Source organism: Xanthobacter sp. 126 (genome assembly GCF_000526175.1).
Taxonomy (GTDB): Bacteria; Pseudomonadota; Alphaproteobacteria; order Rhizobiales; family Xanthobacteraceae; genus Xanthobacter; species Xanthobacter aminoxidans.
In genome coordinates this window covers 4,842,963-4,867,963 of sequence record NZ_JAFO01000001.1, presented here as the reverse complement: position 1 = coordinate 4,867,963, position 25,001 = coordinate 4,842,963, and the positions used below count along the sequence as shown (strand labels likewise).

25 protein-coding genes are annotated in these 25,001 nt (G+C 69.0%); 19 read left to right on the top strand and 6 right to left on the bottom strand.

All coding sequences use genetic code 11. From position 1 onward, the window contains the following. Positions 1-238: 238 nt before the first annotated feature. The 6 genes from fabA to XAN126_RS0123010 all read left to right on the top strand — a co-directional run bounded on the left by fabA (position 239) and on the right by XAN126_RS0123010 (position 5,665). Positions 239-781 (top strand): 3-hydroxyacyl-[acyl-carrier-protein] dehydratase FabA, encoded by a 543-nt coding sequence (gene fabA / locus XAN126_RS0123035; RefSeq protein ID WP_024280910.1) that lies wholly within the window; start codon positions 239-241, stop codon positions 779-781. A 55-nt stretch (positions 782-836) separates the two neighbouring features. Further along, entirely contained in the window at positions 837-2,054 is a 1,218-nt protein-coding gene (fabB, locus tag XAN126_RS0123030) for a beta-ketoacyl-ACP synthase I (RefSeq protein ID WP_024280909.1), read from the top strand. Positions 2,055-2,223: 169 nt separating this feature from the next. Next, positions 2,224-3,072: an enoyl-ACP reductase FabI gene (gene fabI / locus XAN126_RS0123025; RefSeq protein WP_024280908.1), complete on the top strand. Its 849-nt coding sequence runs from the start codon at positions 2,224-2,226 to the stop codon at positions 3,070-3,072. An 11-nt stretch (positions 3,073-3,083) separates the two neighbouring features. Then, on the top strand, positions 3,084-3,710 hold the full coding sequence (locus XAN126_RS0123020) for a hypothetical protein (RefSeq protein WP_024280907.1): 627 nt from the start codon (positions 3,084-3,086) through the stop codon (positions 3,708-3,710). A gap of 150 nt (positions 3,711-3,860) precedes the next feature. After that, positions 3,861-4,625 (top strand): DUF4239 domain-containing protein, encoded by a 765-nt coding sequence (locus XAN126_RS0123015; RefSeq protein WP_024280906.1) that lies wholly within the window; start codon positions 3,861-3,863, stop codon positions 4,623-4,625. 149 nt (positions 4,626-4,774) lie between these two features. After that, a complete protein-coding gene (locus XAN126_RS0123010; RefSeq protein ID WP_024280905.1) occupies positions 4,775-5,665 on the top strand; it encodes a cation diffusion facilitator family transporter in 891 nt (296 codons plus the stop codon). A 7-nt stretch (positions 5,666-5,672) separates the two neighbouring features. Here XAN126_RS0123010 and mog read toward each other — a convergent pair whose 3' ends face one another. Further along, the gene (mog, locus tag XAN126_RS0123005) at positions 5,673-6,218 is read right to left on the bottom strand and encodes a molybdopterin adenylyltransferase (protein ID WP_024280904.1); all 546 of its coding nucleotides are present in this window, start codon (positions 6,216-6,218) and stop codon (positions 5,673-5,675) included. 203 nt (positions 6,219-6,421) lie between these two features. On the opposite strand from mog, the gene XAN126_RS0123000 reads away from it, so the two are divergent. Continuing rightward, positions 6,422-7,333 carry a helix-turn-helix transcriptional regulator gene (locus XAN126_RS0123000; RefSeq protein WP_024280903.1) on the top strand — a complete coding sequence of 304 codons (912 nt, stop codon included), beginning with the start codon at positions 6,422-6,424 and terminating at the stop codon, positions 7,331-7,333. 118 nt (positions 7,334-7,451) lie between these two features. Here the strand turns inward: XAN126_RS0123000 and XAN126_RS0122995 are convergent, their stop codons facing one another. Beyond that, positions 7,452-9,158, bottom strand: coding sequence for an ATP-binding protein (locus tag XAN126_RS0122995; protein WP_024280902.1), 1,707 nt, complete (start codon positions 9,156-9,158; stop codon positions 7,452-7,454). A 464-nt stretch (positions 9,159-9,622) separates the two neighbouring features. Here XAN126_RS0122995 and XAN126_RS0122990 point away from each other — a divergent pair, with 464 nt between their 5' ends. The 7 genes from XAN126_RS0122990 (at position 9,623) to XAN126_RS0122960 (ending at position 15,657) form a co-directional block, all read left to right on the top strand. After that, a complete protein-coding gene (locus XAN126_RS0122990) occupies positions 9,623-10,495 on the top strand; it encodes a branched-chain amino acid ABC transporter permease (protein ID WP_024280901.1) in 873 nt (290 codons plus the stop codon). Then, positions 10,495-11,331 carry a branched-chain amino acid ABC transporter permease gene (locus XAN126_RS0122985; protein ID WP_024280900.1) on the top strand — a complete coding sequence of 279 codons (837 nt, stop codon included), beginning with the start codon at positions 10,495-10,497 and terminating at the stop codon, positions 11,329-11,331. The genes XAN126_RS0122990 and XAN126_RS0122985 overlap by 1 nt, the downstream gene beginning before the upstream one ends. Beyond that, on the top strand, positions 11,331-12,092 hold the full coding sequence (locus XAN126_RS0122980; RefSeq protein WP_024280899.1) for an ABC transporter ATP-binding protein: 762 nt from the start codon (positions 11,331-11,333) through the stop codon (positions 12,090-12,092). Before XAN126_RS0122985 ends, XAN126_RS0122980 begins: the two co-directional genes overlap by 1 nt. 3 nt (positions 12,093-12,095) lie before the next feature. Then, the gene (locus XAN126_RS0122975; RefSeq protein ID WP_024280898.1) at positions 12,096-12,821 is read left to right on the top strand and encodes an ABC transporter ATP-binding protein; all 726 of its coding nucleotides are present in this window, start codon (positions 12,096-12,098) and stop codon (positions 12,819-12,821) included. A gap of 30 nt (positions 12,822-12,851) precedes the next feature. After that, a complete protein-coding gene (locus tag XAN126_RS0122970) occupies positions 12,852-14,024 on the top strand; it encodes an ABC transporter substrate-binding protein (protein WP_024280897.1) in 1,173 nt (390 codons plus the stop codon). Between the two features lie 195 nt (positions 14,025-14,219). Continuing rightward, on the top strand, positions 14,220-14,903 hold the full coding sequence (locus tag XAN126_RS0122965) for a DUF2848 domain-containing protein (protein WP_029877627.1): 684 nt from the start codon (positions 14,220-14,222) through the stop codon (positions 14,901-14,903). Positions 14,904-14,967: 64 nt separating this feature from the next. Then, entirely contained in the window at positions 14,968-15,657 is a 690-nt protein-coding gene (locus XAN126_RS0122960; RefSeq protein WP_024280895.1) for a GntR family transcriptional regulator, read from the top strand. Positions 15,658-15,834: 177 nt separating this feature from the next. On the opposite strand, the gene XAN126_RS27365 is transcribed toward XAN126_RS0122960, so the two are convergent. The 3 genes from XAN126_RS27365 to XAN126_RS0122945 form a co-directional block, all read right to left on the bottom strand. Then, positions 15,835-17,145 (bottom strand): methyltransferase domain-containing protein, encoded by a 1,311-nt coding sequence (locus XAN126_RS27365; protein WP_024280894.1) that lies wholly within the window; start codon positions 17,143-17,145, stop codon positions 15,835-15,837. 214 nt (positions 17,146-17,359) lie between these two features. Continuing rightward, positions 17,360-18,073 carry a 4'-phosphopantetheinyl transferase superfamily protein gene (locus XAN126_RS0122950; protein WP_024280893.1) on the bottom strand — a complete coding sequence of 238 codons (714 nt, stop codon included), beginning with the start codon at positions 18,071-18,073 and terminating at the stop codon, positions 17,360-17,362. Continuing rightward, positions 18,066-18,767, bottom strand: a complete 702-nt coding sequence (locus tag XAN126_RS0122945; protein WP_024280892.1) for an alpha/beta fold hydrolase — start codon at positions 18,765-18,767, stop codon at positions 18,066-18,068. The genes XAN126_RS0122950 and XAN126_RS0122945 overlap by 8 nt, the downstream gene beginning before the upstream one ends. Positions 18,768-19,060: 293 nt before the next feature. Here XAN126_RS0122945 and XAN126_RS0122940 point away from each other — a divergent pair, with 293 nt between their 5' ends. The 4 genes from XAN126_RS0122940 to XAN126_RS0122925 all read left to right on the top strand — a co-directional run bounded on the left by XAN126_RS0122940 (position 19,061) and on the right by XAN126_RS0122925 (position 23,469). Continuing rightward, positions 19,061-19,870: an ABC transporter permease gene (locus tag XAN126_RS0122940; protein ID WP_024280891.1), complete on the top strand. Its 810-nt coding sequence runs from the start codon at positions 19,061-19,063 to the stop codon at positions 19,868-19,870. 10 nt (positions 19,871-19,880) lie between these two features. Next, the gene (locus XAN126_RS0122935; protein ID WP_024280890.1) at positions 19,881-20,705 is read left to right on the top strand and encodes an ABC transporter ATP-binding protein; all 825 of its coding nucleotides are present in this window, start codon (positions 19,881-19,883) and stop codon (positions 20,703-20,705) included. A 126-nt stretch (positions 20,706-20,831) separates the two neighbouring features. Next, a complete protein-coding gene (locus XAN126_RS0122930; protein WP_024280889.1) occupies positions 20,832-22,244 on the top strand; it encodes an enolase C-terminal domain-like protein in 1,413 nt (470 codons plus the stop codon). A gap of 31 nt (positions 22,245-22,275) precedes the next feature. Then, positions 22,276-23,469 carry a dihydrodipicolinate synthase family protein gene (locus XAN126_RS0122925; protein ID WP_024280888.1) on the top strand — a complete coding sequence of 398 codons (1,194 nt, stop codon included), beginning with the start codon at positions 22,276-22,278 and terminating at the stop codon, positions 23,467-23,469. Positions 23,470-23,481: 12 nt separating this feature from the next. Here the strand turns inward: XAN126_RS0122925 and XAN126_RS0122920 are convergent, their stop codons facing one another. After that, positions 23,482-24,210, bottom strand: coding sequence for an SGNH/GDSL hydrolase family protein (locus XAN126_RS0122920; protein ID WP_081762759.1), 729 nt, complete (start codon positions 24,208-24,210; stop codon positions 23,482-23,484). Positions 24,211-24,544: 334 nt separating this feature from the next. On the opposite strand from XAN126_RS0122920, the gene XAN126_RS0122915 reads away from it, so the two are divergent. Next, positions 24,545-24,976, top strand: coding sequence for an OsmC family protein (locus XAN126_RS0122915; RefSeq protein WP_024280886.1), 432 nt, complete (start codon positions 24,545-24,547; stop codon positions 24,974-24,976). Positions 24,977-25,001 lie beyond the last annotated feature (25 nt).

Here is a 25,001-nt window from a genome sequence, read left to right as displayed (position 1 = left end):
TACCATAGCCCAGTGCCCCAAGGGCAACGCCCGAGTTGCCGATCCGGTTCGCCCGGCGCGGCCGGATATCGCGCGCGTCGTGCCACCCGTGACGCTTTCATGACTTTGAGCGCGCCCCTGCCTATGTTAGGGAGTGCCCGCCACCGATGGCGGGGGCGGCCCTTGCGGGCTCATCAACAGCAACCCTCGGCGGCCCTTGCGGGCGGTGCAGAGGCGGCAAACGGCGATACTGGCAAGAATGGCGGACCGGCAGACCAGCTTCGATTATGAGGATCTCCTCGCGTGCGGACGTGGCGAGCTGTTCGGGGCCGGAAACGCGCAATTGCCGCTGCCGCCCATGCTGATGTTCGACCGGATCACGGAAATCTCGGAGACCGGCGGCGAATTCGGCAAGGGCATGGTGCGCGCCGAGCTGGACGTGAATCCGGACCTCTGGTTCTTCGCCTGCCACTTCAAGGGCGATCCCGTCATGCCCGGCTGCCTCGGCCTTGACGCCATGTGGCAGCTCGTGGGCTTCCATCTCGGCTGGCTCGGCTCGTCCGGCCGCGGCCGGGCGCTGGGCCTCGGCGAACTGAAATTCTCCGGCCAGGTTCTCCCGGGCGTGAAGAAGGTGGTCTACGGCATCGAGTTCAAGCGCGTCATGCGCTCCAAGCTGGTGCTCGGCATCGCCGACGGCTGGCTGGCGGCGGACGGCGAGGTGATCTACCGCGCCAAGGATCTGAAGGTGGGCCTGTTCCAGGCTGAGACGGCACCCCAGCCCGCAGGCGCCGCGAGCGCCTGACAAGGCCTCGCCACGATCTGCGGCGACACTGGGTGCACTCCAATGGGGATTTGACATGCGGCGCGTCGTCGTCACCGGGATGGGCATTGTCTCGTCCATCGGCAACAACACGCAGGAGGTTCTTGCCAGCCTGCGCGAAGCCAAGAGCGGTATTTCCTTCGCTGAGGACTATTCCCGGCTCGGATTCCGTTCCCAGGTGCACGGTGCGCCGACCCTGAATGCGGAAGAGGTGGTTGACCGCCGCGCCATGCGCTTCCACGGCGGCGGCACCGCGTGGAACCATGTGGCGATGGAGCAGGCCATCCGCGATTCGGGCCTTGAGCCGAACGAGGTGTCCAACATCCGCACCGGCCTGGTGATGGGCTCCGGCGGCTCCTCCACCAAGACCATCGTCGACTCGGCCGACATCACCCGCGAGAAGGGGCCCAAGCGCGTCGGCCCGTTCGCGGTGCCCAAGGCCATGGGCTCCACCGCCTCGGCGACGCTCTCCACCTGGTTCAAGATCAAGGGCCTGAGCTATTCCATCTCGGCCGCCTGCGCGACCACCAACATCTGCATCGGCAACGCCTACGAGCTGATCCAGTACGGCAAGCAGGACATCATCTTCGCCGGCGGCTGCGAGGACCTGCACTGGACCCTCTCCGTGCTGTTCGACGGCATGGGCGCCATGTCGTCCAACTTCAACGACCGCCCGGCGGTGGCCTCCCGCGCCTATGACAAGAACCGGGACGGCTTCGTCATCTCCGGCGGCGCCGGCGTCCTCGTGCTGGAAGAGCTGGAGCACGCCAAGGCCCGCGGCGCGCGCATCTATGGCGAAATCGCCGGCTATGGCGCGACCTCTGACGGCGTGGACATGGTGGCCCCCTCGGGCGAGGGCGCCGAGCGTGCCATGAAGCTCGCCATCTCCGGCATCAAGGCGCCCATCGACTACATCAACCCCCACGCCACCTCGACGCCCATCGGCGATCTCAAGGAGATCGAGGCGATCCGCGCGGTGTTCGGCGACAAGTGCCCGCCCATCTCGGCCACCAAGTCGCTCACCGGCCACTCGCAGGGCGCCACCGGCGTGCACGAGGCCATTTATTCCATCCTCATGATGCAGAACGGCTTCATCGCCGAGAGCGCCAACATCGAGGAGATCGACCCGGCCTTCGCCGACATGCCCATCGTGCGCAAGCGGGTGGATAACGTGACGCTCGGCCATGTGCTGTCCAACGGCTTCGGCTTCGGCGGCACCAATGCCAGCCTCGTCATCAAGCACGTGGATGCCTGACGCAGGTGGACGCCTGAGGCAGGTGGACGCCTGAAACTGCTGGACGCCTGCTGCTCCGATAGGGCGGCGTTCAGGATTGGTCATCAATGGTGAGCCGGCGCCGGCCGAAACGCGATGGCGTGGCCGGGCGCCGTCTGCTATCGGCGTCTCAGGCGCGAGAGGGTAGGTTATGCAGGACCTGATGAAGGGCAAGCGCGGCCTGGTGATGGGTGTCGCCAACGATCATTCCATCGCCTGGGGCATTGCCAAGGCGCTGGCGGGTCAGGGCGCGGAACTCGCCTTCACCTACCAGGGCGAGCAGGTGGCCAAGCGCGTGAAGCCGCTGGCGCAGAGCGTCGGCTCCTCCCTCATGCTGCCGTGCGACGTGGAAGACCTCGCCAGCGTGGACGCGGTGTTCGCCGCGCTCAAGGAGAGCTGGGGCAAGATCGACTTCCTGGTCCACGCCGTCGCCTTCTCCGACAAGTCCGAGCTGAAGGGCCGCTACGCCGACACCAGCCGGGAGAACTTCTCCCGCACCATGGTGATCTCCTGCTTCTCCTTCACCGAGATCGCCAAGCGCGCCGCGGCGCTGATGCCGGACGGCGGCTCGCTGATTACGCTCACCTATGGCGGCTCCACCCGCGTCATGCCCAATTACAACGTGATGGGCGTGGCCAAGGCGGCCCTTGAGGCCTCGGTGCGCTATCTGGCGGCGGATTTCGGCCCCGTGGGCATCCGCGTCAACGCCATCTCCGCCGGCCCGGTGCGCACGCTGGCGGGCGCCGGCATCGCCGATGCGCGGGTGATGTTCAACTACCAGAAGCGCCACGCCCCCCTGCGCCGCACGGTCAGCATCGAGGAGGTGGGCGGCTCCGCCCTCTATCTCCTCTCCGACCTCTCCGCGGGCGTCACCGGCGAGGTGCATTTCGTCGATTCCGGCTACAACATCATCTCCATGCCGCACCCCGACGTGCTGAAGGCGCAGGAGGATGCGGAGGCGCAGGCCGCCTCCGAGGTACCGACCAAAGCGGCCGAATAGGGCCGGCGGGCATGGGCGCCCCGGATCGTCCGCTGACACGCCGGGGGCTTCTGGCCGCCGGTGCCGGCTTGATTGCCGCTGCGGCATCCCCCGCCTTCGCCGATCCCCTCACGCCCGACGCGCGCAAGCTGCTCGACGCCATGCCCGGCAAGGCCGTGCTGGGCGCGCAGAAGACCAAGCCACTCGTCACCGAGCTGGTGGATTTCAACGCCCCCGACTGGCGCCGCTCCGCCTTCGACATGCGCGAGCTGCTCGCCGGCGACGCCAAGCTCGCCTACGCCATCGTGCAGACGCCGCGGGTGGACGTGGGCTCCATCGAGGCGGCGCGCGTGGCGCTGGCCGTGCTCGCCATGCAGCCGGCCAAGTTCGGCGACTTCTACCTCGCGCTCGCCGCCACCACCGGCGACATCGACGGGGTGAAGGCGCTCAACGTGGTGCGTGCCGAGGGGCTGGACCACTACAAGGTGTTCCGCGCCGCCAACCAGCCGGACATTACGGACATCCTCACTCAGGGGGTGGCGCTCGCCGCCGCGCTCCGTGTGCTCGATCCGCCCGCCTACGTTATCGGTGCGGACGTGGTCGCCGGCTATGCCGACCTTGCCCGCAAGCGGGCGCTGATCGCAGCCGCCTCCCGCTGATCGCCGCCCGATTTCGCGAGGGTTCGGCCGCCCGCGCACGATTTTCTCCCTTTACGCTGCAAAGCCGGCATCGTATCGGGCGATACGTTCGGTCGCCTGCGCCGATAATCAAGCAAGACTCAGACGGGAGTGCAGGCCGGGGGGGAAGCCATGGAGGCTTGGCACGTCGCGTTACTGGTCTTCCTGGCGCTCGAGGGCGGGGCGCTGTTCGGCATGGGCTCGCAGCGCTGGCTGAAGGCGCATCACCTTTCCAAGGACACGCAGGAGGCGGTGAAGCTGGGTGTCGGCATGGTCGCGGCCATGGCGTCGCTGATCCTCGGCCTGATGACGGCCTCGGTGAAGGGCAATTTCGACACCACCGGCAAGGACGTGCAGCAATATGCGACGTACCTCACCATCCTCGATGCCACGCTCCAGCATTATGGACCCGCTGCCAAGCCGGCGCGTGAGGCCCTGCGCGCCTATACGGTCCACGCCATGAACGAGACCTGGCCCCAGCCCGACGGGCCGCCGGTGATGGTCGCCAGCTTCGATTCGGAGCAGTTGCTGGAGCGAGCCGGCCACGAGATCCGCATCCTCGAGCCCACCGGTCCCGAGCAGACCGATCTCAAGGCGGAGGCGCTCGACCGGTTCAAGTCGCTCAACGCGCTGCGCTGGACGCTGATCGCCGAGGCCGTCACCGAGATCCCGCCGGTGTTCATCGTCGTGCTGATCGTCTGGCTGACGCTGATCTTCGCCAGCTTCGGGCTGTTCTCGCCCGTGAACCTGGTCTCGCTCATCGTCTTTCCCCTGTGCGCGCTGTCGCTGGCCGGCGCCATCTTCCTGATCCTCGAGATGAGCTCCCCGTTCGACGGCGTCATCATGGTGGGGCCGGAAGCCATCCAGCGCGCGCTCGAGCACATGAAGCTTCCCTAAGGGACGGTGTAAGGCGGGTGTAACCTCCAGCTTGTCCGGGAGTGCGACCCCGGCGCGGTTGCGCCGGGGCGCGCGGTTCGGTACGTCCTGCCGACCGCAGGGGACGGACCCGCGGGACCGCTCCCGACGGTATCAGAATGGAGGCCGACATGAGCCGCAAGGTGCTCTGGATCGCGGCGGCGAGCGTGCTCGTCGGTGCCATCGTGCTCGGCCTGAAGACACTGGCCTGGTGGGTCACCGGCTCGGTGGCGCTGCTGTCGGATGCGCTGGAAAGCATCATCAACGTCGCCGCCTCGGCCGCGGCGCTGTTCGCTATCACCGTGTCCGCGCGCCCCGCCGACGACAACCACCAGTTCGGCCACCACAAGGCGGAATATCTCTCGGCGGTGCTGGAAGGCGTGCTCGTGGTGGTGGCGGCCGTCACCATCATGCGCGAGGCCTATTACGGCTTCCTCGACCCGCATCTGCCCGACCAGCCCTTCACCGGCATGCTCATCAACGGCGCGGCGACGGTCATCAACGCCATCTGGTGCCTGGTTCTGCTGCGGGTGGGCAAGAGCATGCGCTCGCCAGCCCTCGTCGCCGACGGCAAGCATGTGCTGACCGATGTGGTCACCTCGGTGGGCGTGCTGATCGGCTTCGTGCTGGTGCCCGTCACCGGCTGGCCGGTGCTCGATCCGCTGATCGCCGGCCTCGTGGCGCTCAACGTGCTGTGGACCGGCTGGAGCCTGATGAAGGACTCCGTGGGCGGGCTGATGGACGCCGCCCCGCCGCCGGACGTGGTGGCGCGCATCCGCGAGTTGGTCTCGCTCCATGCCGCCGGTGCCATCGAGGCGCACGACCTGCGCACCCGCCATGCCGGGCGCATCACCTTCGTGGAATTCCACCTGGTGGTGCCCGGCGACATGACGGTGGCCGCCGCCCACGACATCTGCGACCGCATCGAGAACGCCTTCGAGCGCGACATGGACGATGCGATCATCACCATCCATGTGGAGCCCGAGGGCGAGGCCAAGCACCGCGGCGTGGTGGTGGTCTGAGCCTGCCTTACGCGCCTTTGGGCCGGAACGCGGCACAGACTTGCGGATCGGTCTCGATGCGCCCGGCGCCGATCAGGTCCAGGCAATAGGGGATGGCCGGGAACACCGCCGCGAGACACACCGCGATGGACGCGGGCTTGCCCGGCAGGTTCACGATCAGCGACTTGCCGCGCACCCCCGCCTCCTGCCGCGACAGGATGGCGGTGGGCACCTCGTTGAGGCTGATGCGCCGCATCTGCTCGCCGAAGCCCGCCAGCGGCTTCTCGATCACCGCCGCCATGGCCTCCGGCGTCAGGTCGCGCGGGGAGGGTCCGGTGCCGCCCGTGGTGCAGATGAGGTCCATGTGCTCGTCGTCGGCAAGGGCGATGAGGGTGTCGCGCACGCTCTCGAACCCGTCCGGGATCACCCGGTAGTCCGCGACCCAGGGGCTGGTGATGGCGTGGCGCAGCCAGGCCTCGATGGCCGGGCCGCTCAGATCCTCATAGGTGCCGGAACTGGCGCGATCCGAGATGGTGACGATGCCGATGCGGGCAGGAGACGCGGCAGTGGTCATGGGGAAAATCCGGCTGGAAATCGTTCCGCCTGTGCTGGCGTGCCCGGCAGTCTAACGCAAGCGCCACACCAGCGGTGCCCCGTCGCAGGGTTACAATTTGGGCTTGCGGCGCGGCGGTCATGCCGTATTCATGTAAATATAAGAGAAAAGTGTCGTTTCCTCCGGCGCGCCCTGCGTGGTGGAGGCCAATCGGGCCGGACCGGATGTCGGAATATCTGACCACCCGCGAACTCGCGGCGCTGCTGAGGGTGCGCGAGCGCAAGGTCTACGACCTCGTCGCCACCGGCGGCCTTCCGGTCCGGCGCGTGACCGGCAAGCTGCTGTTCCCGCGCCGGGAAATCCAGGACTGGATCGCCGGCTCTGCTGATCCCGGACCGGCCTCGACCCCCACGCCGGACGCCACCCACCATGCCCCACCGGCGGACCATCACGCCCCGCCGTCGGTGATGACCGGGGGTCACGATCCGCTGCTGGAATGGGCGCTGCGCGAATCGCGCTCCGGCATTGCCTGCCTTATGGACGGCGCGCTCGACGGCCTCGACCGGGCGGACCGGGGCGAGTGCATCGCCGTGGGCCTGCATGTGCCGGAGGGCGACGACTGGAACGCGGGTGTCGTGGAGGAACGCTTCGGCCGCGCGCCGTGGGTGCTGGTGGAATGGGCGCGGCGGGTGCGCGGGCTGATCTGCCGACCGGGCCTTCCCCGTCCGCCCACCTGCCTCGCCGACGTGAAGGGCCTCAAATTCCAGACGCGCCAGAAGGAGGCGGCGAGCGAGCTGGTACTCGACCGCCTGCTCGCCGCCGAGGGGATGGGCCGCGACCATCTCACCTGCGCTGGCACGGCGGAGCGCTCGGAGACCGACCTCGCCCTCGCGGTTGCCGCCGGGCGGGCGGATGTGGGCCTCGGCATCGCCGCCGCGGCGCGCCTGCACAATCTCGATTTCGTGCCGCTGGTGGAGGAGCGCTTCGACCTCATGGTCTGGCGCCGGGCCTATTTCGAGCCCTCGTTCCAGAAGCTCGTCGCCTTCTGCCACGACCCCGCCTTCGAGGCGCGGGCGGCGGAGCTGGGCGGCTACGACGTCTCCGGCTTCGGCCGGGTGCATTTCAACGGGTCTTAATGCCGCCGGTCTTCGACCGGTCCAAGAGGCTACGCTCAGGCGCCGCAGACAAAAAAGACCCGCCCGAGGGACCGGGCGGGCCAGTGAGGGCAATGGGGGTGCCCTATCCGGGCGCCGCTCAGGCGAGCGGCGGCACGTCCAGCGCGCGGAAGATGGCGCAGCGACGGAAGGCGTCGATGGAGGGGGGCACGCCCTTCTGCGAGCAGTATTTCGCCACCAGCTTGGCGAGGCCCTTGATGTCGCGGCCCGAGGTCTCCGGGAACATCTCCACCAGCGTGTCGATGAGTTCGTTGGAGAGGATGAGTCCGAACTGGTCGCACATCACCCGCCAGATCTTGCGCCGGTCATCCGGGCCGGGGGAGTGATATTTGATGAGGGCGATGCAGCGCGAGACGATGGCCTCGTCGATGTCGTCCACCCGGTTGGTGGTGAGGAACAGCAGGCCGTTGAAGTATTCGAGCACGCGCAGGAACACGCCCACCACCGCGTTCATGGTGAGGTTGTCCTGCCGGCGCTTGATGTAGACGTCCGCCTCGTCGATCAGCATCACCGCGCCCCAGCGCTGGGCGCGGGTGAGGGCATCCTTCAAGGCCTGTTCCATGTGCGCCACATCGAGGCCGAGCTGGCCGGAATGCACGCGGTAGAGCGGGCGCTGGATGATCTCGGAATAGACCTCGGCGGTGAGCGTCTTGCCGACGCCGGGCGGGCCGGCGCAGAGCACGGTGGTGCCGCCGGACTTGCCCGCCACCACGTCGTCCATGAGCGTGTTCATCTCGGCGGTGAGGATGTCGATGAGGTCGGTCTGCTCCGGCGGCAGAACCAGCTTCTGCTTCAGCTCCGGGTGGTATTCGTAGGGCCGGATGTCGTCCACATGCACCCACACATGGTGGTGCAGCTCCAGATGGAACATCAGGATCAGGGGATGGACCGGCATGTCGGTGAAGGCGCCCTTGGGGATGCTGTCCTTCGCCGCGCGCAGCGCCTCGTCCACGGCCATGTGGAACAGGTTCTGCTTGTCCGCCTTCTTCACGATCTTGTCGAGGAAGAAGCCGGATGTCTCCGTGCCCAGCGTGCGCTCGCCGAGGAGTTCCTCGTCGTTCACCAGCCGCGCCTCGCTGCCGGAGGAGGAGAGGACCACGGTCGCCTTGCGCGCCCAGTCGGTGTCGCGCCGGTTGGCGGTGGGGTCTTCGGCGAAGAGGCCCGTGCCGCGCCCTGAGAACTGTTCGCCATAGCGGCCGCGCCATTCGAAATAGCGCACCATCTGGTCGTCGAAGGAGGCGAGGAGGCCGACATCCTCCATCAGCCAGCCCTTGGCGGCGAGCGTGCCGGGAATGGTGAGGCCGCGCAGGTCCTTGGAGCGGATCAGCAAATTCTCGACGTGGGTCTTGCCGCGATTGTTGGCCTTCAACTCCACGATCAGCCGCCCCGCCTCCTCCTCGCCGGGGGGCGTGTAGTCGAGGCGGGTGATGAGATAGGGCTCGGGCTTGCCCGAGGGGTTCATGCGGAACAGCCAGCCGCGAATGCAGTGCTTGACGAAGTAAAGCGCGATCGCCCCCGCCAGATCCTCCAGCTCGTCCGGGCCGAAGCGCCGGCCGTCGTCCCGGAACACGCCCACGAGATTGGCGAGCTGCTCCTCCTGTCCGCGGATGGTGGTGCCGCCCGTTTTAAGCACCAGCTCGTGCAGGTGGGCCAGCTCATCGGGCTTCAGCGCATCGAGGCCCAGCTCCATGCGGCTCGACAAGCGCGGCTGGGCGAGGAGATGCGCCTGGTCCGGGAAGGCGTCCACCAGGCTTTCGACCACCAGGCGTTCGACGATGAGTTTCATGGGGCAGCCTCATGTCTCGAACGATGTCGGGGCTTCGACATTTTTGGCCGACCTGTGACACGCCCTGGCATCGCGAACGGGGATGCAAGGGCGATAGCAAGATCGGGGCCGGAGCCCTGCAGGGCGTCGCCGGGCGCGGAGGGTTGGGCGCCGGGGCACCGGCCGCTCTGCCGCAGGCGTGTGCAGAAGGGCGCCCGCGCCGAGGGCAGGCGCTGCGCGCGCAACTCTCTCAACTCGGCGCAAGCCCTTGGCGATGCAGCGCACAGGCGGGGAGGGCGCTTGCTGCAATGCAGTGAAATCCGCCTGAAATTTCAGCTTGAAGCCACGCTCAAAATAGCTTTGTATCAAACCTAATCGCTGCCCCGCTTCCGTGCCGTCCGCAATCTCCGGAGGGCGACGCCTCAGGCGGAGGGGGAAGGGCAGCGCCCGCGTCACGGCGTACGAGAGGAAGGTTGCCCCGGCCCATGCTCGCGCAGCAGATCGTCAACGGCCTCATGCTCGGGGCCATCTACATGCTTGTGGCGGTGGCCTTCACCCTCGCCATCGGCGTGCTCAACTTCCTGAACTTCTCGCTCCCCGGCCTGTTCATGGTGGGCGGCATGCTCGCCTTCGGGCTGATGAAGGCGGGCTGGCCCTTCCTCCTCGCCGCGGCCGGAGCGCTGGCGGCGGCGGCGTTCGTCTCGCTGCTGGTGGAGCGCTTCGCCTACCGGCCCATGCAGGGCGGCGACCCGGAGGTGCCGCTGGTCTCCTCCCTCGGCTTCCTGGTGCTGCTCGAGAATTTGATGCTGATCCAGTACGGCTCGGACCAGCAGGCGTTTCCGGCCCTGCTGCCGGACCTCAACATCCGCCTCGGCGGCCTCGTCATCGGTATCGCGCAGCTCATCTCGCTGGCGCTCTCCCTCGGCCTCGTGGCGTTCCTATCCTGGTATCTCTCCTCCACCGCCGGCGGCCGGCGCATCCGCACCGTGGCGGAGAACCGAGAGACGGCCCTGCTCATGGGCATCGACATCTCCCGCCTCGTGCCGCAGCTCTTCATCGCCTCGGCGCTGCTGGCGGCGCTGGCGGGAATTCTCTTCGCGGTGAACTACCAGCAGGTGTCGCCCTTCATGGGCGAGGGCGTCGGCTTCAAGGGCGTCGCGGCCATGATCGTCGGCGGGATGGGCTCCATCTGGGGCGCGGTGCTCGGCGGGCTGGTCATCGGCCTCGCGGAGGTGCTGTCCATCTCCTTCATCGGCGCGGACGTGGTGAACATCTCCGTCTACGGCCTCCTGCTCCTCATCCTCATCGTGCGTCCGCAGGGCCTCATGGGCCGCGCCGCCAGCCGGGAGAAGCTGTGATGAGCGGCTATCTGACGGGCGTCCTCGTCGTCCTCGCCTTCAATGTCATCGCCGCCTATGCGGTCTACCTGCCGCTTGCGGCGGGGCAATTGAACCTCGGCATCGCCGGCTTCATGGCCATCGGCGCCTATGCCTCGGCCTTTCTCACCAACGAATATATGTGGCCCATGTGGGCGGCCATCCCGCTCGGCGCGGGCCTCGCGGGGGTTGTCGGCCTCCTCATCGGCATGCCGGTGCTGCGCACCCACGGCATCTATCTCGCCATGGCCACCTTCGCTTTGGGCCAAGTGATCTCCGCCGTCTTCCTCAATCTGGAAGTGGTGGGGGGCGCGGCCGGCTATCCCGTCACCGATTATGCCGGGCCCTATGTGGTCTATGCGGCGGCGGCCGGCGTGGTGGTGCTCATGCTGCTGATCTCCCGCACCCGCTTCGCGCTGTGCCTCACGGCGGTGAAGAGCGATGCGACGGTGGCGGACCTGCTCGGCGTGTCGGTGCGGGGCATGAAGGTCGCGGCCTTCGCGCTGGGGGCGGCGGTGGCTGGCTTCGGCGGCGGGCTCTACGCGCACCATTACAGTTTCGTCGAGGCCCAGCACTTCAACGTGCTGCTCTCGGTCTTCACCGTGCTCTACGTGCTGTTCGGCGGCACGCAGACCGTGTGGGGGCCGCTGGTGGGCGCCGCCTTCTTCACGCTGGTGCCGGAGCTGCTGCGCGCTTCCGACCAGTGGCGCTACGCCCTGTTCGCCGTCTTCATCATCCTGTTCATGGCGATCAGGCCGCAGGGGCTGGTGACGTCTTCCCTGTTCCGCCTGTTCCGGCGCAAGGCGGAGGCCGCGTGATGAGTGCTGCTCTCGCCATCACCGGTCTCTCCAAATCCTTCGCCGGCGTGCGCGCCATCCGCGATCTGTCCTTCACCGTGCCGAAGGGCGTCACGACCGCCCTCATCGGACCCAACGGGGCGGGCAAGACCACGGTGTTCAACCTGGTCAGCGGCGTCTACGGCGTCGATGCCGGGCGCATCGAGGTGAACGGGCAGGACGTGACGCGCATGCCCTCGCGCAAGCGCATCTCCACCGGCGTCGCCCGCTCATTCCAGAACATCCGGCTGATGCCGCACCTGTCGGTGCTGGAAAACCTGCTGGTGGGCCAGCATGTGCGCGCCTCCTCCCTCGGCGCGCTGCTCACCCCCTACCGCCTCTTCCCCAACCATCGCTGGAAGCGCGAGGCGCGCGCCGCGCTGGAGGAGAGCGGCCTCGGCCGCTGGGCGGACGAGATGGTCTCCGCGCTGCCCTATGGCGTGCGCAAGCGCATCGACCTCGTGCGCGCGACGCTGGCCGGCGCGAGCCTGCTGATGCTGGACGAGCCCGCCGCCGGCCTCAATCCCAACGAGACCAATGCCCTGCGCGATCATCTCAAGGCGCTGATGGCGAAGGGCGTCACCCTCCTCGTGGTGGAGCACGACATGCACTTCGTGGATTCGATCTGCGAGAACGTGGTGGTGCTGAACTTCGGCGAGAAGATCGCCGAGGGCCCGCTCTCGCGCGTGCGGCAGGAGAAGCTGGTGCGCGAGGCCTATATCGGCACGGACGAGGAGGCCTGAACCATGGCGCTGCTCGAAGTCTCCGGCCTCTCCGTCTCCTACGGCCGCGTCGCGGCCCTCTCGGACGTGTCGCTGACCGTGAACGAGGGCGAGGTGGTCACCGTGCTCGGCGCCAACGGCGCGGGCAAGTCCACCTTGCTCAAGGCCATCCTAGGCGCCGTGCCGGCCAAGGCGGGGGGCATCGCCTTCGCTGAGGCCGACATCACCCGCCTGCCGCCGCACCGGCGCATGGGGGCGGGGCTGGTTCTGGTGCCGGAAGGCCGGCGCATCCTCATCACCCTGACGGTCGAAGAAAACCTGCGGCTCGGCGCCCACATGCGGCGCGACACGGCGGCGGTGGAGCGGGAGATGGCGGCCATCTACGACCGCTTTCCCAACCTCGCCGAGCGCCGCCACATGGCCGCCTCCTGCCTTTCCGGCGGGGAGCAGCAGATGCTGGCCATCGGCCGCGCCATGATGGCGAAGCCCCGCCTGATGATGCTGGACGAGCCGTCGCTGGGCCTCTCGCCGCTGTTCGTCTCCAAGCTGTTCGACCTCATCCGCGAGCTGAACGGGGACGGCCTCTCCGTGCTGCTGGTGGAGCAGAACACCGGCAAGGCGCTGAAGGCCGCCCATTCGGCCACCGTGCTGGAACTCGGCCGCGTGGCCATGGCCGGCGCGCCCGACGTGCTCGCGGCCGATCCCCGCTTGCAGGACGCGTATCTGGGCGGCGGGTCGGCCGCCCATTGAGACAATAAAACCCTCAGAGGAGAACGGGACATGAAGAAGAGCGTGCTGTTCGGCGCCGGCCTTCTGGCGGCGCTGGTCGCCTCCGGTGCCGCGCGGGCGGAGGGCGAACTGGTCCTCGGCTACATGATGGCCAAGAGCGGCCCCTATGTGAGCCTCGCCAACACCAATGAGGTGGCCGTCGACATGGCGGTGGAGGAGATCAACGCCAAGGGCGGCATCAACGGCAAGAAGATCAAGGTGGTGAAGTTCGATACCGCCGGTGATCCCAAGCAGGCGACCACCGCGCTGCGCTCCTTCGCGCAGGATGCCAATGCGCTCGCCGTCATCGGCCCGTTCTCGTCCTCGGAAGTGCGCACCACCTTCCCGGTGGGCGAGCGCGAGGGCATCTCGCAGATGTCCATGGCCTCCTCGGCCCCCGGCCTCACCAAGGGCTTCACCTACGGCTTCCGCAACACCACGGACGAGGGCAAGGTCATCGACCAGGTGCTCGGCTCCATCAAGGACAAGAAGCTGCCCATGGCCTCGGGCGCGGCGGCCTATGCCACGGATGACGTGGTGTCCAAGTCCATCGGCACCGTGGTGGTGCCCAAGATGTTCGAGAAGTACTCCATCCCCTCCAAGGGGTCGGTGGACTTCCAGCTCGCCGCCTTCGATTTGTCGCCCCAGGTGGCGCAGCTGAAGCAGATGGCGCCTGACATCGTCGGCCTCGGCTCGCCGCCCGAGGGCGCGGTGAACCTCGCCAAGGAGCTGAAGCGCCAGGGCGTCTCCACCCGCATCGTCGGCGGCACCACCATCGCCGATCCCGAGCTGCCCAAGCGCATGGACGGCGCCGGCGACAACCTCACCATCGGCACCACCTTCTTCCCCGAGGTGAACGACAAGACCAAGGCCTTCACCGCCGAGTTCGGCAAGCGCACCAAGGCCGCCGGCCTCACCCGCACCGACCCGAACCAGATGGACGCCTCGGTCTATGACATCGTCTACCTCTACTCCGAGGCGATGAAGCGCGCGGGCGTGACCGGCGACAAGGCGAAGCTCGCCGAGGAGCGCGCCGCCATCCGCGACCAGCTCGCCAAGCTGAAGGACTACCAGGCGCTCGAAGGCGCCATCTCCTTCACCGATGGCGACGCCGTGAAGCCCGTCTACATCCTCGAGGTGAAGGGCGGAAAGTGGACCCTTCTCGACACGCGCACGCCGAACTGACCAGGGCACGCGCCGATCAGCTTGCATCGCAAGCTGATCGGGCAACGCGTTCTCTGTCTCAGTTTGGAGGGCGATTCACCGAGCAGATTGCCCTGCTCGGATCGCGCTCCGGGCCAGTGCGTGCGGCCGGCGCCTCCTTTCCTCCCCCTTTCGGAGGCGCCGGTCACTTCCCTGTCTTCTGAACGAGAGATCCCGATGGGCACGAAGCTCACCTTCACCCTCCACGCCGGCGGCGAGAGCCGCACGGAGACCCTCGCCATCCGCCATGCGGTGATCGCGGGCTGGACCGGCCGCGACAAGGTCGCGCTGGAAAAGCACATCGTGGAGCTGGAGGAACTGGGCGTCGCCCGCCCGGCCTCGACGCCCATCTATTACCGCGTCGCCGCCGCCCGCTTCACCACGGCCGGCGAGATCGAATCCACCGGCCCGGAGTCCTCCGGCGAGGTGGAGTTCATGATCCTCCAGGCCGGCGGCCGCCGCTGGCTGGGCGTCGGCTCGGACCACACAGACCGCAAGGTCGAGACCTACGGCATCACCGTGTCCAAGCAGATGTGCGACAAGCCCGTCGCCGCCGATCTCTGGGCGCTGGACGAGGTGCTGCCGCACTGGGACAGCCTGCTCATCCGCTCCTATGCGGTCATCGACGGCGCGCGCGTGCTCTACCAGCAGGGCTCGGTGGCGGCCATGCTGCCGCCGGAGGAGATCATCGCCGGCTATGAGCCCGGATTCTCCGATGGCACCGCCATGTTCTGCGGCACGCTCGCGGCCATCGGCGGCATCCGCCCAGCCGCGCGGTTCGAGTTCGAGATCGAGGACCCGGTGCTGGGCCGGATCATCCGCCATGGGTATGATGTGACCGTCCTTCCCGTCGCCGGCTGAGCGGGGGCAGGACAGGGGGCAAGGGCCAAGGCAGAACGACCGGCACCGGTCAGGGAGAGGCGCCATGCAGCTCGATGCGCGCGACGTGGGTCCGGAGATCGCCGAGGATGTCGGGCCGCCGCAGGTCCGCTCCCTCCGCGACACGGCCTATGACGTCATCAAGCAGCGCATCATCATGTGCGCCTTCCGCCCCGGCGAGGCGCTGAGCGAGGCGCAGGTGGCGGCCTCCCTCGGCCTCGGCCGCACGCCGGTGCGCCAGGCCTTCGATCGGCTCATGCGCGACGGCCTGGTGGAGGTGCTGCCGCGCAAGGGCATCATCGTGCGCCCCATCACGCAGGACGAGGTGCGCGACATGGTGGAGGTGCGCCTGCTCAACGAGAGCTTCTGCGCCCGCCTTGCCGCCGAGCGGGCGGATGCAAACGTCATCGCCGCGCTGAAGGAGAATGTGCGCCGGGGCACCGCCGCCGCGGGCGACGGCGACATTACGGAACTGATGGCCCTCGACCGCGAGTTCCACCTCACCATTTCCGGCGGCGCGCGCAATCCGGTGCTGGGCGAGATCCTGCGGAACCTGCACGAGCGGGCGCAGCGCGTGTGGTTCGTTTCGCTCCGCGACGTCGCCCACCACCGCCGCGTGGTGGACGAGCACGCCGCCATCGTCGACACGCTGGCCGCCCGCGACGCCGATGCCGCCGAACAGGCCACCCGCGCCCACATCCTCTCCTTCGCCGAAAACCTCAACCGGCAGCTTTAAGGGGACCTCGCTGCGCCCTCGCGGCTGTCATCCCCCGGCTTGTCCGGGGGATCCACTTCGCCGCCGGAGCGGTGCCGATCCTGCTGCAATCCTGCTGCGGCGGGGTGGATGGCCCGGACGAGCCGGGCCATGACGATCACCAATGACATGCACCAAATGAAGACGATGGCGATGAGATCAGGTCGCCGCCGGCTTGGTGCCCACCACCCCGTGATGGGGGAAGGTGACGAACAGCTTGCCCTCGGCCTCGGCCGTCGCGAGGGCCGCGCGGAACACGGCCAGTTCCTCGGCCGAGAGGCGCGGCTCCAGCCGGCCGACCACAAAGCGCCAGAACCCGCTGCCGTTGTCGAAGGACGGCATGGCCGGGCAGGGCACGAGATCGACAAGGCCAGCCGTGCGCATGCGCCGGTAAAGGCTGGCATCGGCAACGCCTCCGGGCGACACCATGGGCGGCACCACCTCCACCTTGGCGCGGATCGCATCCGGCAGGTCGGCGCTGAAGACGTGCCGGCCGTCGATGGCGCGGACGATGACGCCCACCCGCCCGCCGGGCTTCACCACCCGGAACAGTTCGGCGAGGGCGCGGTCGGCGTCGCATTCCTCCAGCACCGTCACGCTGTAGGCATGGTCGAAGCTCGCGTCCGCGAACGGCAGGTGCTCGGCATCCGCCTCGCGGAAGGTGATGCGATCCGACAGGCCGGCGCTCGCGGCGAGGTCCGCCCCCTCCCGCACCATGTAGGGATTGATGTCGCAGGCGGTGACATGACCCGCCCGCCGGGCCGCGATCCGCGCCAGCGCGCCGGAGCCGGTGCCCACGTCGAGGATGTGATCCGCGGGGTCGGGGTCGAGGATGTCGAGGAGCGTCCCGAACATGCCGCGATAGCTGGGGCTGCTGGCGCGGTCCTCCAGCAGGGAGACGCCGCCGAGATGCGCGCCGCCCAGCCGGATCACGGTGAAATGCGCGGCGAGGCGGGGCAGTGCCGCGTCCCACTGGGTGGGGGCGAGGAAGAGGGGAAAGAGCACGAGGGCCGGGCCCGATCCCCTGATGTCGTAGCTGATGCCCGCATGGGCGCCGCTTTCGGGCGCGCGGGCCAGCACGCTGGGCGTGCCCGGCAGATCCTTCAGGGCGTCCACCACCGCGTCCGTGCGGTCGCGCACATGGTCGGCCCATCCGGGCTGCGCATAGTTTTCGAGGACGCGCCGGCGGCTCTCGGGAAGGGCCGCCGCGATCACTCCGGCGATCTGGGAGGAGGTGCCGCCATCCCCGGCGAGCACCGTCAGGCGGTCGGCGACGGATGCGAAGGCGGCGGGCTCGCAGCCCACCGGCTCATGGAACAGCAGGCCCGCGATGCGTGCCGGATGGGCCGCCGCGAAGCCGGAGAGGCTGCCCGGCATCTGTGTCGCCACATGGGCGGCGTCGAGCCCCAGATGATTCCACAGGGCCGCCAGCCGCTCGGCGAGGCTCAAAGTGTGCGTGTCCCCCGACATCGTCCCCTCCGCGTCGTCGATCCCGGCTCGACCGGACCGCCACCGGCCATGCTAGCGCATCCGTGCGATGGACCGGCAACGACCGCTCTGCATCGCTTCACCTGCGTCGCCCTCCGGCTGGACCGGAGGGCCCATGTTGACGTTTGCACCGGCGGCGGGATGGGTCCTCCGATCAAGTCGGAGGACGACGGCGGTTCCGGACGGCGCATGGCCGTCAGCCGGCGAGCCGTTCCCATCCCGCTCCGGCGGAGAGGAACAGCGTCGGCGCGTCCGCCTCCACGGCGAAGGCGTAGGCGGCGGCGGGCAAAGCGCCACTGCCGGTGAGGAAGGCGCGGCCGGCGCGCACCACGAGGCCGCCGCCTTCGGGCAGGCGCACGCCGCGCGCATCGCCGGCGAGGCCCTCGCCGGTGGCCTTCAGCACCGCCTCCTTGCCGCACCATTGGCGTAGTGCGGACGGGGCGCGATCGGCCTCGGGGAGGGCGGACCAGCGGGTGCGGTCGTCCTCATGCATGAAATCGGGGGCGAGGCGGGTCCACAAATCCAGCCCGCGCGCCTTTTCCACATCGACCCCGATGGTGCCACCGCGCGCCAGCCCCACCGCCACCCAGCTCCCGGAATGGGTGAGGTTGAAGTCGAGATCCGAGGCGATGCCGAGCGCCGGCCGCCCGTTCGCGCGGCGTGCCACCGGCACGTCGGCGGGGGGAAGGCCGAGGGCGGCGCCCAGAAGCGTGCGCGCGAGGCTCCAGGCGGCGGTGCGGGCGGCGCGGTCGTCCGCCTTCACATGGCGGGCGATGCGCGCGGCCTCTCCGGCCGGCAGCGCGATGGAAAGGTCGGGATTCACAGGCGCATCGGCGACCCGCGCGATGGCGAGGAGGCTCGTCCCCGGCGCCAGCCGCGCGGCATCCACCGGCGAGGACGGATCAAGCACGGGCGGCGCGCCAGACGGAGAGGGTGCGCTTCAGCAAAGTGAGAAGGCGCTCCTCGTCGGAGCGCGTGAAGAAGTGCCCGCCGGGCCAGACCTCCACCGCCACCGGGCCGGCGATGTGCTCGCGCCAGGCTTCGAGGCTGGCGGCGGGGGTGGCGGGATCGTCCGCGCCGCCGAGGATCACTGCCGGACAGGCCAAAGCCGGGCCGGGGGTGAAGGCATAGGTGTCCACCATGCGGAAGTCCGCCTTCAGCGCCGGCAGCGTCATGGCGAGGATTTCGGGACGGCGGAACAGCACCTCGGGCGTGCCGCCGAAGCGCTTCAGCTCCTCGATGAGCGCGGCATCGCTCATCAAGTGCCGGTCGAGCCGGGGAGACGGCAGATGCGGCGCGGCGCGGCCGGAGAGCACCAGCCCGGCCACGGTGACGCCGTAGCGGGCGAGCGCCCGCGCCATCTCGAAGGCCAGCAGCGCGCCCATGGAATGGCCGTAGAGCGCCACCGGCACATGGCGATGGGCGAGGGGCGCGGCGATGTCCTCGGCCAGCGCCGCAAGGCTCGCCGGCACTGGCGCGCCGTGGCGGGAACCGCGGCCGGGAAGCTCGGGGCTGTCCACGGTGGCAAGGCCCGCGAGCGCGGCCTTCCAGCTGCGATAGAGCACGGCGGAGCCGCCGGCATGGGGCAGGCAGACGAGGCGCACGGCTCAGGCGTCCCCGTTCCGGGGTAGTATCGTCCGTGTGTCTGGACAGCGACGCGGCATCGTGGAAGCCTCCCCTACCGAGATAAGCGGGAAAGGGCCGTCGGCTCAAGGCTTTCGCTGCAGTGCGGCGAAGATGCGAAAGAAAATAGGGTTCTCGCGCTACCGCGGTGCCGCCTTGACGGGGCCGGATGGGCTTGACAACGGCCGCGCCGGGAAATGTAATTCACTAGTTAGTTAAAACGGGACCGCAGAGTCCCGGCCGGGCTGAAACGCAACCTGAGGGAGGAAGCCGCATGGCGTCGCCGCGCCACAGGAATCCCGTGCTCGCCGTCATCGACGCGCCGTGGGCGCGGCCGGTGGGCCTGCTGGTGATCCTCATCGCCATCTGGGATCTCTCGGTCCGGATCTTCCAGATCCCGGCCTATCTCATCCCCACCCCGTGGGACGTGATGATCGCCTTCCGCAACGATGGCGCCATGCTGGCGCGCGAGGCGGTGCCCACCACCATCGCGACACTGGCCGGCTTCGCGCTCTCGGCGGCCATCGGCATTCCGCTGGCCATGCTGATCGCGGGATCGCGCACCATCGAGGCCTATCTCTACCCGCTTCTGGTGTTCTCCCAGTCCATCCCGAAGGTCGCCATCGCGCCTTTGTTCGTGGTGTGGTTCGGCTTCGGCATCGTGCCGAAGGTCATCTCCGCCTTCCTGCTCGGGGTGTTCCCGGTGGTGGTGGCCGGGGTGCAGGGCTTCAAGTCGGTGGAGGCAGACATGCGCGACCTCGCCCGCTCCATGAAGGCTTCCCGCCTCCAGACCTTCGCCATGGTGAGCCTGCCCCACGCCATGCCGGCCATCTTCGCCGGCCTGAAGGTGTCGGTGACGCTGGCGGTGGTGGGCGCGGTGGTGGGCGAGTTCGTGGGCTCGAATTCCGGCCTCGGCTTCGTGCTCCAGCGCTCCATCGGCAATTTCGAGCTGCCCACCATGTTCGCCGCCCTCATCGTGCTCGCCCTCATCGGCGTGGTGCTGTTCTGGGTGATCGACCTCGTGGAGCGCCTGATCGTGCCGTGGCATGCGAGCCAGCGCCATGATGCCTTCGTCACCGTCTGAGGAGGGCGCCATGGCCAGACCCAACACCCTGCGCGTGATCGCCCGCAACGAAGGCCCCTCGGCCCGCCGCCGGCTCATCGACATCCGCGGCCTCGCCAAGACCTACCGCACCCGCGACGGCGAGGTGCCCTCGCTGAAGCCCATGGATCTCGACATCACCGAGGGCGAGTTCATCTGCGTGGTCGGCCCTTCGGGCTGCGGCAAGTCCACCTTGCTGAAGCTGGTGGCCGGCCTCATCCCCGCCTCGGCCGGCGAGATCCTCATCGACGGCAAGGCCGTGACCGAGCCGCCGGACGATGTGGGCATCGTGTTCCAGAGCCCGGTGCTGCTCGCCTGGCGCACGGTGCTGCGCAACGTGATGCTGCCGGTGGAGGTGCGCCGGCTGGACCGCGCGAGCCATCTGGAGCGGGCGCGCCAGCTGCTCAAGACGGCGGGCCTCAACGGCTTCGAGAACAAGTATCCCTGGCAGCTCTCCGGCGGCATGCAGCAGCGCGCCGCCATCTGCCGGGCGCTGGTGCACGACCCCAAGATCGTGCTCATGGACGAGCCGTTCGGTGCGCTCGACGCCATGACGCGCGAGAAGATGAATCTCGAGCTTCAGCGCATCCAGTACGAGACGGGCAAGACCATCATGCTCATCACCCACTCCATCCCCGAGGCGATCTTCCTCGCCGACCGGGTGGTGGTGATGACCGACCGCCCGGGCTCGGTGGCCGCCATCTATGACGTGCCGCTGCCCCGACCGCGCGCGCTGGACATGATGGCGAGCCCCGTCTTCGCCGAACTCGCCAAGACCATCCGCGGCCACTTCTACGCCCAAGGCCATCTGGACTGAGGTCTCAGGCCATCGTCCCGGTCGCGACCGGGACGATGGGGCCTCGCTCAATCGCCGCGCGGGCCTGAGCGCGGCTTCGCTCAATCGCCGCGCGGGCTTGAGATCCGCAGGACAGAGAGGACGAACATGCCCTTTCCGCGCATCACCATCCGCGAGGTGGAGATCGGCGAGCGGCTGATGCCCTTCGTCCGCCCGTTCCGCTTCGGCCCCTCGGTGGTGGAGACGGCGCCGCAGGCCTTCGTGAAGGTCGCGGCCGAGGTGGAGGGCTTCGGCCCCGCCACCGGCATGGCCGCCGAGATGATGATGCCGCGCTGGTTCGACAAGGCGCCGGCAAAGAGCCCCCTCGACACCGTGGACGACCTGCGCCGGGGCCTCGCCCAGGCGGCCCGCATCTATGCCAATGCGCTGCCGGCCAGCGCGTTCGGCCTGTCGGTGGCGGCGCGGGCGCCGCAGCTCATGTGGGGCCAGCGCGAAGGCGTGCCGCCGCTCGCCGCCGGCTTCGGCCCGGCGCTGCTCGACAAGGCGGTGCTCGATGCGCTCCTGCGCGCCATGGGCCTCGGCCTCGTCGCCGGTCTCAAGGCCAATGTGATGGGGCTCGACGGGCGCCTCTCGCCCGATCTCTCCGCCGGCCAGATCGGCGCCTTCCTCTCGGCGCTGGTGCCCGCCCCGGCGGTGGCGCTGCGCCACACCGTGGGCCTCATGGACCGCCTCGACGGCCCGCACGGCCTCGCCGCCGAGATCGCCGCCGCGCGGCTCGCCTTCTTCAAGATCAAGATCGGCGGCGACCTTGCCGCCGACATCGCCCGGCTGGAAAAGATCGCCGCCATCCTCGCCGCCTCCGCCCCGGGCTATGTGGCGACTTTGGACGCCAACGAGCAGTACGATCCCGACCGCCTCATGGCCCTCGCCGAGGCGTTGAACGGCCCTCGCCTTGCCGCCTTCCGCGCCCGTCTCCTCTACATCGAGCAGCCGTTCGACCGCGCCCAGACCTTCGCCGCGCCCCTGCCGCGGCTGGATGGCCTGCCGGTCATCATCGACGAGGCGGACGATGCGCCGGACGCCTTCCCCCGCGCGGCGGCGCTCGGCTATCGCGGCGTCTCCTCCAAGAGCTGCAAGGGGCTCTACAAGGCCATCCTCAACGCCGCGCGGGTGAAGGCGTGGAATGCGGGCGGGGCGCGTGCGCCCTTCCTTATCTCGGCGGAGGATCTCACCTGCCAGCCGGGCCTCGGCATCGAGCAGGACACTGCCCTCGTCGCCGCCCTCGGGCTCGCCCATGGCGAGCGCAACGGCCATCATTATGTGGACGGCTTCGGCCCCGCGCCGGAGCGGGAGGCCCGCGCCTTCTTCGACGCCCATCCGGACCTCTATGCCCAGCGCAACGGCCGGCTCGGCCTCGATGTCTCGCGCGGGCTGCTGCCCACCCGCAGCCTGCTGGAGGCGCCCGGCTTTGCCCGCGCCGCCGAGCCCGACTGGACAAGCCTTACTCCCATCGCGCCGGCCGCGGTGCCCGAACCCATCCCGCACGGGACGCTCGCCTGAGCGCCCGCGCCGCCTTTTCAGGATCGCCACCATGAACGAGCACGCCCGCGCCACCGCCCTCTCGATCCGCCTGCCCGTGGCAAGCGGGGGGCTGGAGACCTTCCGCCTCTCCGCCCCGCGCGATTTTCCCGCCCGCGCTTCCGGCCCCATGAACCGCATCGCCTTTTCCGCCGCCCATGTGGTCGCGGACCCGCTGAAGGACTGCGACCCCTGGCTCGACGCGGCCATCGACTGGGACCGCACCATCGCCTACCGCGCCCGCCTGTGGGACCTCGGCCTCGGCGTCGCAGAGGCCATGGACACCGCCCAGCGCGGCATGGGGCTCGACTGGCCGACCTCGCTGGAGCTGATCCGCCGCTCGGTCGAAGCCGCGAAGGCGCACGGGCCGGAGGCGCTGGTCTTCTCCGGCGCCGGCACCGACCATCTCGCCCCCGAGGCGGCGACCTCGCTGGATGACGTGATCCGCGCCTATGAGGAGCAGATCGCGGCGGTGGAGAAGGTGGGCGGGCGCATCATCCTCATGGCCTCGCGCGCGCTGGCGCGGGTGGCGAAGTCGCCGGAGGATTATGAGAAGGTCTATGCCCGTGTGCTGTCGCAGGTGTCGGCGCCGGTCATCATCCACTGGCTCGGCGACATGTTTGATCCCGCGCTCGCCGGCTACTGGGGCACGCGCGACCTCGACGCGGCCATGGACACGGCGGTCGCCGTCATCAACGCCAACACGTCCAAAATCGACGGGGTGAAGATCTCCCTGCTCGACAAGGACAAGGAGATCGCCATGCGCCGCCGGCTGGACCCGGCCGTGCGCATGTATACGGGCGACGACTTCAACTATGCGGAGCTGATCGCGGGCGACGAGAAGGGCCATTCCCACGCGCTGCTTGGCATCTTCGACGCCATCGCGCCGGCGGCGTCCGCTGCACTCACGGCGCTGGCGGCGGGGGACACCGCGCGTTTCCACGACATCCTCGGGCCGACGGTGCCCCTGTCGCGGCACATCTTCAAGGCGCCGACGCGCTTCTACAAGACGGGCGTCGTCTTCATGGCCTATCTCAACGGCCACCAGGACCATTTCACCATGGTGGGCGGGCAAGAGAGCACCCGCTCCACGCTCCACCTCGCCGAGCTGTTCCGCCTCGCCGACGCGGCGGGGTTGCTGACTGATCCGGACATTGCGGTGAAGCGCATGAAGGCGGTGCTCGCCGTGCGCGGCGTGGAGGGCTGAGGCGTCGCTGGATCAGCGGCACGCGGCCGAGAACAGGCGCGCCCGCCACAGCAGGGCGCCGGCCCGGCTCGGGTGGATGCCGTCCGTGGTCGAGACCGATTGCGGCGCCGGCACCACCACCGCGCCCGTCTCGGCGCCGATGGCGCGGATGGCGGCGTTCTGCTGCGCCACATAGGACTGGTCCAGCATGTCCGCATAGGGCGAGCGGCCGTGCTCCACCGGGTTCACCTCCACCAGCACCAATTGGCTGCCGGGAAAGCGGGAGATGATCTCGCGATAGAGGGTCCGCCACTCGGCGATGGAATGCTTCGGCTTAACCGCATCGTTGGCGCCGACGGCGATCACCACGCGGGCGGGCTGGAGGTGGTGCTCCAGCGCGCCGGCGCGGGAGACGAGATCGTCGATCTTGTCGCCGGGCACCGCGGCGTTCAGCACCTCTTCCCCGCACAGGCTGCGCGGGGCGGCCTGATAGGTGATGCTGTCGCCGATGGCGAGCACCGGGGCATTGCTGAGGCGGGCGCGCACATCCGCCTCCAAAGCGATGCGGGCGCGCAGGGGAATCTGGTGGACGGCCAGCGCGGCCAGAGCGGCCGCGCCACCGGCCACCGCGAGGGCCATCAGCCAGGGCCTGAGGCGCGCCCGTTGGCGGGCCGAGAGGGTGGGCGCAAGGGCGAGAGCGAAGCGGCTGCGGGCGGGCAAAGACTGGCTGCCAGCATCCTGCTGGCCGGGACAAAAGCTCATGGGGCTTCACCTTTCATCTGGAAGGCAACGCCCGGACCACCGTTTGGTGTCCGGTCGCCGCGCCGGGTGCCGCCCCTCTGGTCCAAACAAATCCGCCTGTGTCCCGTGCCGCGCCGCCGCAAAGCGGGGCCCCTCGGAACACCCCCCATTGTCACGGCCGAGATGTCGCAAGTTGGACCGCGCTGCGACTTTTGATGTCACGGGTGTGAACGAATGTTTCCGTTTCGCACGATGGCGAAGTGAACGTTTGGGCCGCTTCGGACGTTCCTCCCTTCGCAGGCAATGCAAAGCCCAAGCGCACCTCTGCGCGGGCCATCAGAGCGAGGAGACGACCATGGCGATCGTGCGCAGCGGTTCGGCGGAATGGAGCGGCGGCATCAAGGACGGGCGGGGCAAGATCTCCACCGAGAGCGGGGCGCTGGCCGGCTTCCCCTACGGCTTCGCCAGCCGCTTCGAGGGCCAGCGCGGCAGCAACCCTGAGGAATTGCTGGGCGCGGCCCACGCCGCCTGCTTCACCATGGCGCTCTCCCTCATCCTCGGCGAGGCGGGCCTCACCGCCACGCAGTTGGAGACCACGGCGAAGGTATCGCTGGAGAAGCAGGACGCCGGCTATGCCATCACCCAGGTGGACCTCACCCTGGTGGGCACCGTGCCCGGCGCGACCGCCGAGCAGTTCGCCGAGCTGGCCGGCAAGGCCAAAGCGAACTGCCCGCTCTCCAAGGTGATCCGCGCCAACATCACGCTCGACGCCCGGCTGGAGGCGTGAGGGGCACGCACGACCGCTCAGGAGC